Source organism: Streptomyces muensis (assembly GCF_021474425.1).
Lineage (GTDB): Bacteria > Actinomycetota > Actinomycetes > Streptomycetales > Streptomycetaceae > Streptomyces > Streptomyces muensis.
In genome coordinates, this window is sequence record NZ_JAKEIP010000293.1 from 1 (window position 1) to 9,595 (window position 9,595).

Sequence of the window (9,595 nt, forward strand, 5' to 3'; positions counted from 1 at the left end):
CCTGCCTGGAGTACATCGAACGCGAGTGGACCGACCTGCGCCCCAAAAGCCTCGTCCGGGCCCAAAGGGGGGGGCCCCCCCACCCCACCCCGCCGCACCGCCTTCGCCGAGGGCTTCGACCAACTCCGCGCAGCCGCCACCACCGAACCCGGCCGCCTCCGCATCATCGGCGCCCTCCTCGCCGCCCTCGTCGTCGCGTTCGGCGCCGTAACGGCCTGGCAGATGACCGACAGGTCCTCCGCCGCGGACGACGTCGTCAACCGCAGCCAGCCCCTCAGCTCCGACGCGGCCGACATCTACCGCTCCCTCGCCGACGCCAACACCGCCGCCGCCAGCGGCTACCTGGCCGGTCTCCAGGAGAAGCCGGCGATGCGCGAGGGCTACGAGAAGGACATCCGCACCGCCGCCGCCAAACTCGTCAAGGCCGCCGCCAACTCCGAACCCGGCTCCACCTCGGCGAACACGATCGCCGACCTGAGCAGACTGCTCCCGGAGTACAAGGGCCTGGTCGAGACGGCCAGGGCCAACAACCGCCAGGGCTACCCCGTCGGCGGCGCCTACCTCCGCGCGGCCAACGAGATGATGCAGCAGAACATGCTGCCCAAGGCCGAGAAGCTCTACCAGACGGAGAACCAGCGCCTGCGCGACGACTACGCGGACGCGAAGTCCTTCCCCTGGGCAGCCGCAGGCCTCGGCATCGTCGCCCTGGCCGCCCTCGCCTGGGCCCAGCACCGCAACTACCAGCGGACGAACAGGGTCCTGAACCACGGCCTGGTCACCGCCACGGCGACCTCCGTCGTGATCCTCCTCTGGCTCACCGTCTCCCACACCGTCGCACGCGCGGGCCTGAACGACTCCTACGACCACGGCGTCCGCTCCCTGGACGTACTGCACCAGGCCCGCATCGCCTCGCTCACCGCCCGCAGCGACGAGAACCTGACCCTGGTCCGCCGCGGCGCGGACACGAAGACGCTCGCCGACGACAGGGTCGTGGACGCGTACGAGTGGGGCTACGACCAGCAGATCGACCAGCTGGGCAAGGCCCTGGACCGAGCCGAGAACCTCGCGGACGACTCGGCGGGCAAGAAGCCCGTTCAGGACGCGAACGGCTTCATGGAGATCTGGAAGGACCGCCACGGCATCGCGCGCGACGACAACAACTCCGGCAACTACCAGGCGGCCCGGGACCGTGTGATCGGGGCCGCGAAGGAGCCGACGAGCGTGTGCTTCGACAATGTCGACAAGGCACTGGCGACCGCGCTGACGCACGAGCGCAACGAGTTCGAGCAGGCCGCGAACGACGGCCGCGGCTCGCTGACCGGCCTCCCGACCGGCGCCGCGGTCCTCGCGGTCCTGGGCGCGGCCGGCGCGGTCCTCGGCATCGGCCGCAGACTGTCGGAGTACCGGTGAGAGGGGGCGAGACGATGAACGCACGCGAGACCACGAACTCGTACCAGACCGCGCCCACCCCCACGCGGGGCGTCTGGCACCGCCTGCGCACGAGCACTCGCGGCTGGGGCGGCGTGGTCGCCATGGCGACCGTGTGCGCCCTGGCGCTGACCCTCGCCCTGCTCCTCCCCCTCACCCAGCCGAAGAGCCAGGACATCGACGCCGACACCGCGGGCCAGGGCGTGACCAGTGTCGCCCACGCCAAGGCGGAGGACTGCGAGAACCCCCAGGACCAGAGCCTCGCCCCGTCCGGCGGCGACGGCACCCCGACGGTCGACGCCATAAAGGCCCGCAAGGACCGCCGCCTGATCGTCGGCGTCGACACCAACAGCTACCGCTGGGGCTACCTCGACCCGAACAACCCCTCCGGTGAGCTGGAGGGCTTCGACATCGACCTGGTCCACCGCATCGCCGAGGACATACTCGGCGACCGCGACGCGGTGCAGTTCAAGGCGATCCCGACCAGCCGCCGTATCGAGGCGATCCAGAAGGGCGAGGTCGACATGGTGGTCCGCACCATGACGATCAACTGCAGCCGGATCAAGGAAGTCGCCTTCTCCGCCCCGTACTTCGTCACCGGCCAGCAGATCCTGGCCCCCAAGACCTCGACGATCACCGGCTACGACAAGTCCCTGGCCGACAAGAAGGTCTGCTCGGCGCAGGGCTCCACGGCGTACGACAACCTGGAAGAGGGCAGGAAGAACGGCGACCTCCCGGACTCCACCGACATCAGGACCACCGTCCCCAACCAGCTCGACTGCCTGGTGAAGTTGCAGCTCGGCGAGGTCGACGCGGTCGTGACGGACGGCGCCCTGGCCGCCAGCCAGGCCGCGCAGGACCCGGCGGTGGAACTGAAGGGCGGTCTGTTCACGGACGAGTACTACGGCGTGGCGATGAAGCGGGGCTCCGACGATCTGGTACGCCAGGTCAACCGGACCCTGGAGAACTACATCGAGGACGGCGGTTGGAAGGCGTCGTACGAGAAGTGGCTGCACCCGACGATGGACCAGGGCGACAAGAAGTCGGCGTCGGCCACCCCACCCGAGGCCCGCTACAAGTGACCGACCGTCAACTGGCAGAACACTACTGAGCGAGAGGTGATCGATGGGCGTCACGGACCCCGCCGGGCCGGTGATGGACCGGGACGAGGTGGACCGTGCGCTGGCGCGGCTCGGCCAGGAGCACGAGGCGATCGAGACCTCGCTCCTCGCCCTCCAGGACCACGCGGGCCGCAGACTCCTCGAAGGCGCCGAGCTCACGGGCGTCACCAAGGAGCGCTGGACGACGGCGGAGGCGTCGATCACGCTGCTGTGGGCGTACTTCGACGCGTACACGGACGCGTTGCGCTCGGCCCGCGAGATCCGCTCGCGTCGCCGCTGGTCCAGCCGTGACGACCTGGTGGAGCTGACGGAGCTGCTGCGCGGCGAGTCGGTGACGGTCGCGGGTTCGGCGACCGCGACGGCGAACGCCCCGACGCTACACGGCGGTTCGGGCAAGCTCAGCGAACAGTTCACGCTGGTCACCCTGGTCGACCGGATGAACGAGCTGTACGCGACGTCGCTGGACATGGTGGTCGCCGCCGACGCGGTCTGGTCCGCGCTGCCCGCCCGTATCGACTTACTCGCCGCCGAACTCCAGCGCACCCGCCGTCTCGCGCACTCCGTCGGCGTACGCCCCGGCGAGCACCCGGCGGGCGACGACCTGGAGCGCATCACGCGCACGCTGACCAGCCTGCGCGCCGAGGTGGTGTCCGACCCGCTCGCGTACTGGGTTCCCACACAGGGGAGTTCCGCGCCGGGCGGCGGCCGGCCCGACACCACGGTCTACGACCGCGAGGCACGCGCCCTGGAGGACGTGCGCCGGGAGATCGACGCGGTGTTGACGGTCCGTCAGGACGCCGAGCAGCGCCTGGTCAAGCTGCGTGACGTGCTGTCCCGCGCGGACCGTACGCTCGCCGAGGCCCGCACCGCGCGCGGCGAGGTGCTGGCGAAGATCGCCGCCACGGAGGTGCCGGTCGTCAGCGGTCCGCCGACCGTGCTGCAGGAGCAGCTGGCGACGGCCGCCGAGTACCGCAGACACGCCCAGTGGCACCGCCTGTCGCCGCTCCTGGAGTCCCTGGAGCAGAAGGCGGAGGACGAACTGCTGCGCGCCCGCGAGTCGTTGACCGCGGTCACCGCGCCGCTCGCGGTCCGCGCCGAGCTGCGCGGCCGCCTCGACGCGTACAAGGCGAAGGTGGCCCGGCACGGGCTCGCCGAGGACCCGTTCCTCATCGAGCGGTACGACGCGGCCCGGCGGATGCTGTGGAGCGCGCCCTGCGATCTGCGCGTCGCCGAACAGGCGGTCCTGCGCTACCAGCAGGCCGCCGCCGAACTGCTCGGCGGGCCGCGCGTACCGGGGCCGCGCGCGCCCGAGGATCGCGGGGGGCCAGGGACATGAGGGGCAGGGGGGAGTCGTCGTCATGAGTCAGGCGGAGCAGAGCTGTCAGCGGCCGGACTGCGGCGGGTCGTACGAGGACGTGGGCGGCGGCGAGCTGTACTGCGACACCTGCGGTCTGGCCCCGGTCGTCTCGGCGACCGGCATGGTCGGCTCGCCGCCCACCGGCGTGACGGGCGGCGGCAAGGGCTCCGGCGGCTCGGCGGGCAGCGGCAGCTCCCGCTCCACCGGCCGCGGCAGTTCGCGTACGTCGTCGCAGTCGTCGAAGTCCCGGCGCTCGGTGTCGGGACGGCTCTCGCGCGCGCTGTCGGGCCGTTCCACGGGCCGCTCGGTGTCCGTGCGCAGCTCCGGCTCGACGGCCGGATCCAGCGGCCGCGGCCGGCTCGGTGTCGGCCTGGTCCAGGTCCCGGACGTGCCGCGTCCCGACCCGCGCGCGATGGTGCTGGAGAACCCGGAGGTGCCCGAGCGCAAGCGGTTCTGCTCGCGCTCGGACTGCGGGGCACCCGTCGGCCGGGCGCGCGGTGAGCGTCCGGGCCGTACGGAGGGTTTCTGCACCAAGTGCGGGCACCCGTACTCCTTCGTGCCGAAGCTGAAGGCCGGGGACGTGGTGCACGGCCAGTACGAGGTCGTGGGCTGTCTGGCGCACGGCGGGCTCGGCTGGGTCTATCTCGCCGTGGACCGCGCGGTCTCCGACCGCTGGGTGGTGCTCAAGGGCCTGCTGGACACCGGTGACCAGGACGCGATGGCGGCGGCGATCTCCGAGCGGCGCTTCCTCGCGGAGATCGAGCACGCCAACATCGTGCGGATCTACAACTTCGTCGAGCACCTCGACCAGCGCACCGGTTCGCTCGACGGCTACATCGTCATGGAGTACGTCGGCGGCAAGTCGCTGAAGGAGATCGCCAACGGCCGCCGTACGCCCACCGGGAAGCGCGACCCGCTCCCCGTGGAGCAGGCGTGCGCGTACGGCATCGAGGCGCTGGAGGCGCTCGGCCATCTGCACAGCCGCAACCTGCTGTACTGCGACTTCAAGGTCGACAACGCCATCCAGACCGAGGACCAGCTCAAGCTGATCGACATGGGCGCGGTGCGCAGGATGGACGACGAGGAGTCGGCCATCTACGGCACGGTGGGCTACCAGGCGCCGGAAGTCGCCGACGTCGGCCCCTCGGTGGCGTCCGACCTCTACACGGTCGCCCGCACGCTCGCCGTCCTGTCCTTCGACTTCCAGGGCTACACGAACGTATACGTCGACTCCCTGCCCGACCCCGACAACATCGAGGTCTTCCGGCAGTACGAGTCCTTCTACCGCCTGCTGGTCCGCGCCACCGACCCCGACCCGGCCCGCCGCTTCGCCTCCGCCCAGGAGATGACGGAGCAGCTGACGGGCGTACTGCGCGAGGTCGTGTCCCTGCAGACGGGGCGCGCGCGGCCGTCGCTGTCGACGCTGTTCGGACCCGAGGTGCGGGTCACGGACACGGAGTTGTTCCCGAAGCTGGACGGGGAGGTGTCGCGGCTCGGCGCGCGGGTCGTGGGCACCGGAAGGAAGCCCGCCACCCTGGCGTCGACCACCGCCCTCGCCTCGGCCACCGCGCCCGCCGTCACCGCCGGCCCCCTCCCGGGCCCCGCGCCCGGTGCCGCCGCGTCCGTCCCGACCGCCCCGGCAACCCCCGCGGGCATCGTCAAGGTCGCCCACGCGCCCGCCGCCGCCCTCGCGCTCCCCGTTCCGCGCGTCGACCCCTCCGACCCCAACGCCGGTTTCCTCGCGGGTCTGATGACCACCGCGCCGGCCGAGCTGCTCGGTGCTCTCGCCGCCGCGCCGGCGCCGTCGACCGAGACCCGGCTGCGGCAGGTGCGGGCCTGGCTGGAGAACGGCGACAGCGGCACCGCGCACGAGGCGCTGCTGAAGCTGGAGGACGAGCGGTCCGACGACTGGCGGGTCGTCTGGTACCGCGGTGTGGCCGCGCTCGTCACCGGCGACCACGAGGGCGCCGCGCTCGCCTTCGACGCGATCTACGACGCCTTCCCGGGTGAGCCCGCGCCCAAGGTGGCCCTCGGCCTGTGCGCCGAGGTGCTGGGCCAGTTGGACAACGCCGCCGAGTACTACCGTCTCGTGTGGTCCACCGACCCCAGCTATGTGAGCACCGCGTTCGGGCTCGCCCGCGTCCAGCTCGCGACGGGCGACCGCGGCGGCGCCGTACGGACCCTGGAGTCCGTCCCCGAGAGCTCCATCCACTACACGGCCGCCCGGGTCGCTGCCGTCCGCGCCCGGCTGCGTGGGCGCACGGCGACCGCCGCCGACGTACCGTTCCTGGACGACCTGACCGCCGCCGCGGGCCAGGTCGAGGCGCTGGACGCGTATGGTCTGGACCCGGCGCGCCGGGAGCAGTTGTCGGCGGAAGTCCTCGGCTGCGCGCTGGACTGGGTACTCTCCGGTGGCCAGGGTTCCGCCCCTCCCCCAGCCGCCGGAGGACGGACGCTGCTCGGCAGCGGCCTGGACGAGCGGGGACTGCGTTTCGGCCTGGAGCGCTCGTACCGCACGCTGGCCCGGCTCGCTCGGGGCGGCGAGGAGAGGATCGACCTGGTGGAACGTGCCAACCGTTACCGCCCCCGGACGTGGGTGTAGTTGATGTCGCAGATGCCCCAGTTGTCCGCCTGCCCGAGCTGCGAATGGCCGCTCGAGTCGGGTGACCGTTTCTGCGGTGCGTGCGGATACGACCTGTCCGCCGTGCCCGTACGGCCGGACGACAACCCGACCATCGCCATGAACGGCTCGTCGGCGCCCTCCGGTGTGCCCGGCACCGGCTGGCCCGCCGCCCCCGCGCCGGACGCCGCCGGCGGCCACGACCTGCCCCCGGGCACACCGCCGCCCCCGCAGTCACCGCCGCCCGCGACGCCGATGCCTCCGACGGCGAGCGCCCCGGACGGACCGCCCGGACCCCGGACACCTGCCGACCCGACCGGCTCCCCGGTCTCCCCGGCCACCGGCGTCCGCTTCGACCGTCCACCGCGGCCCGACGAGCACGCCCTGCCCGACGAGTTCACCCTTCAGGCGCCCGACCCGCGCGTGGCCCCCGCCGCCCCGCCGACCCCGCCCGAGGGCACCAAGGTGTGCGTGGCGTGCCGTGCGGGCCGTGTCGACCACGACGGGTACTGCGAGAACTGCGGGCACGCCCAGCCGCGCGAGCGCGACCACATGGAGCAGGACGCCGGCCCCGTCGCCGCGGTGAGCGACCGCGGGCTGCGCCACCACCGCAACGAGGACGCGTTCGCCGTCGGCAGCACCACGCTGCCGGACGGCCGGCCCGCGGTCCTGGCGATCGTCTGCGACGGCGTGTCCTCGGCGACCCGCCCCGACGACGCCTCGATGGCCGCCTCCCGGGCCGCGAGCGAGTCGCTGCTGGCCGCCCTGCCGCGCGGCGCGCACCCGCAGCAGGCCATGCACGACGCGATCATCGCCGCCTCGAACGCGGTCAACGCCCTGGCGGGCGAACCGGCCACGGTCCGCGAGCAGGGCCCCCACCAGAACGCCCCGGCCTGCACCTTCGTCGGCGCCGTGGTCACCGCGGGCCTGCTGGTCGTCGGCTGGGTCGGCGACAGCCGCGCCTACTGGGTGCCGGTGGACCGCAGCACTCCCCCGGCCCGGCTCACCGAGGACGACTCCTGGGCGGCGCAGATGGTCGCAGCGGGCCTGATGAACGAGGCCGAGGCCTACGCCGACGAGCGCGCCCACGCCATCACGGGCTGGCTCGGCGCGGACGCCTACGAACTGGAGCCGCACACCGCGTCCTTCAAGCCAGACCGCCCGGGCGTCGTCGTGGTGTGCACGGACGGCCTGTGGAACTACGCGGAGGCGGCCGAGGACATGGCCGACGTCATGCCCCTCGACGCCGCCGTGCGCCCCCTGCACGGCGCGCAGGTCCTCGTCGGCCACGCGCTCGACGGCGGGGGCCACGACAACGTAACAGTGGCCGTCCTGCCGTTCCCGGCACCGCCGATGGGGGCAGGATCGGCCTGAGGCCGCGTCGCGGGGACGGTCTCAGCGGGCCGGAGGGGACCGGTCCGTCGACAGCCATGGCCCCACCACGGGGTCTTTTAGGGGGATTTGAGAACGCATGGCCAATTTCTCGAAACCAAGCGTGCCGCAGTTCTCGGTGGACGTGTACCAGAACGAGTACCTGCCGGAGGGCGGTCGCGAGGTCAACGCGATCGTCACGGTGACCGCGACCGGCGGCGGCACGATCGGCAGCGCGGTCGCGGCGCCCCACCTGTACTCGCCGGGCCGGGGCCCGTCCGCGGCCGTGGCGATCATGGTCGACTGCTCGGGCTCGATGGACTACCCGCCGACCAAGATGCGCAACGCCCGCGACGCGACCGCCGCCGCGATCGACACCCTGCGCGACGGCGTGCGCTTCGCGGTGGTCGGCGGGACGCATGTGGCCAAGGAGGTCTATCCGGGCGGCGGCCGCCTGGCCGTGGCCGACGCCACCACCCGCGAACAGGCCAAGCAGGCGCTGCGCCGGCTCAGCGCGGGCGGCGGTACGGCCATCGGCACCTGGCTGCGCCTCGCCGACCGTCTGCTGTCCTCGGACGACGTGGCGATCCGGCACGGCATCCTGCTCACCGACGGCCGCAACGAGCACGAGTCGCCGGAAGACCTCAGGGCCGCGCTCGACGCCTGTGCCGGACGGTTCACATGTGACGCACGCGGCGTGGGTACCGACTGGGAAGTGAAAGAAGTCACAGCAATCGCCTCGGCTCTGCTCGGCAGCGCCGACATCGTCGCCGACCCGGCCGGTCTCGCCGCCGACTTCACGCAGATGATGGAGACGGCGATGGGCAAGGAGGTCGCGGACGTCGCTCTGCGGGTGTGGACACCGGTCGGCACGACGATCAAGTTCGTCAAACAAGTGGCGCCCACGGTCGAGGAGTTGACCGACCGCCGCACCGAGGCCGGCCCGCGCGCCGGGGACTACCCCACCGGGTCCTGGGGGGACGAGTCCCGTGACTACCACGTCTGCGTCGAGGTTCCGGCCGCGAACCTCGGCCAGGAGATGCTCGCCGCCCGCATCTCCCTGATCGTCCCGCAGCCCGACGGCACCGCCCAGAACCTCGGCGCCCAGGGCCTCGTACGGGCCGTATGGACCGACGACATGGTCGCCTCGACCTCGATCAACCCACAGGTCGCCCACTACACCGGCCAGGCCGAACTGGCACAAGCCATCCAACAAGGCCTCGATCTTCGCAAATCCGGCGATATCGATGGAGCAACGGCCAAACTGGGCCGCGCTGTTCAGCTCGCCAGCGCCTCCGGAAACGCGGATACGGCGAAACTCCTTGCGAAGGTGGTGGACGTGGTCGATGCCGCGACCGGTACTGTGCGACTGAAGGCGAAGGTCGCGGAGGCCGACGAGATGACTCTCGAGACACGGTCGACAAAGACTGTTCGTGTAAAGAACTGACCGAGTAGTGCCCTGGTAGTGCCTCAGCAGTGCCCCAGCAGGACCCTGAAAAGCAACGAGCCTGACCCCTCGGGGTTGGAGAAATCCGGTCGAAGCGGCCGGAAAGGAGAGGGGGAAGCGCCGACATGCCGACCTGCCCGAACGGACACCAGTCGGGTTCCGACGACTGGTGCGAGGTCTGCGGTCACCGCATGGCCGGTGCCGTTCCTCCGCCCCCTCCACCGCCGCCCCCGCCCGGTGGCGGCTACGGC

General features: G+C 72.1%; 6 protein-coding genes. All 6 read left to right on the forward strand.

The window, feature by feature from the left end; translation table 11 throughout:
- Positions 1-1,410, forward strand: a 1,410-nt coding sequence (locus L0P92_RS38080; protein WP_234767688.1) for a GlnX family signal transduction membrane protein, incomplete at its 5' end; no start/stop codon positions are given.
- Between the two features lie 122 nt (positions 1,411-1,532).
- Entirely contained in the window at positions 1,533-2,510 is a 978-nt protein-coding gene (locus L0P92_RS38085) for a glutamate ABC transporter substrate-binding protein (protein WP_234767696.1), read from the forward strand.
- 43 nt (positions 2,511-2,553) lie between these two features.
- Positions 2,554-3,885, forward strand: coding sequence for a coiled-coil domain-containing protein (locus tag L0P92_RS38090; protein WP_234767689.1), 1,332 nt, complete (start codon positions 2,554-2,556; stop codon positions 3,883-3,885).
- Between the two features lie 22 nt (positions 3,886-3,907).
- Positions 3,908-6,508, forward strand: a complete 2,601-nt coding sequence (locus L0P92_RS38095) for a serine/threonine-protein kinase (protein WP_234767691.1) — start codon at positions 3,908-3,910, stop codon at positions 6,506-6,508.
- The gene (locus L0P92_RS38100; RefSeq protein WP_234767692.1) at positions 6,509-7,900 is read left to right on the forward strand and encodes a PP2C family protein-serine/threonine phosphatase; all 1,392 of its coding nucleotides are present in this window, start codon (positions 6,509-6,511) and stop codon (positions 7,898-7,900) included.
- 97 nt (positions 7,901-7,997) lie between these two features.
- Positions 7,998-9,344, forward strand: a complete 1,347-nt coding sequence (locus tag L0P92_RS38105; protein WP_234767694.1) for a vWA domain-containing protein — start codon at positions 7,998-8,000, stop codon at positions 9,342-9,344.
- The last annotated feature ends 251 nt before the right edge of the window (positions 9,345-9,595 follow it).

Coding starts and splice junctions, on each gene's coding strand:
- L0P92_RS38085 (WP_234767696.1), top strand. CDS start 1,533: ATGGCGACCGTGTGCGCCCTGGCGCTGACCCTCGCCCTGCTCCTCCCC.
- L0P92_RS38090 (WP_234767689.1), top strand. CDS start 2,554: ATGGGCGTCACGGACCCCGCCGGGCCGGTGATGGACCGGGACGAGGTG.
- L0P92_RS38095 (WP_234767691.1), top strand. CDS start 3,908: ATGAGTCAGGCGGAGCAGAGCTGTCAGCGGCCGGACTGCGGCGGGTCG.
- L0P92_RS38105 (WP_234767694.1), top strand. CDS start 7,998: ATGGCCAATTTCTCGAAACCAAGCGTGCCGCAGTTCTCGGTGGACGTG.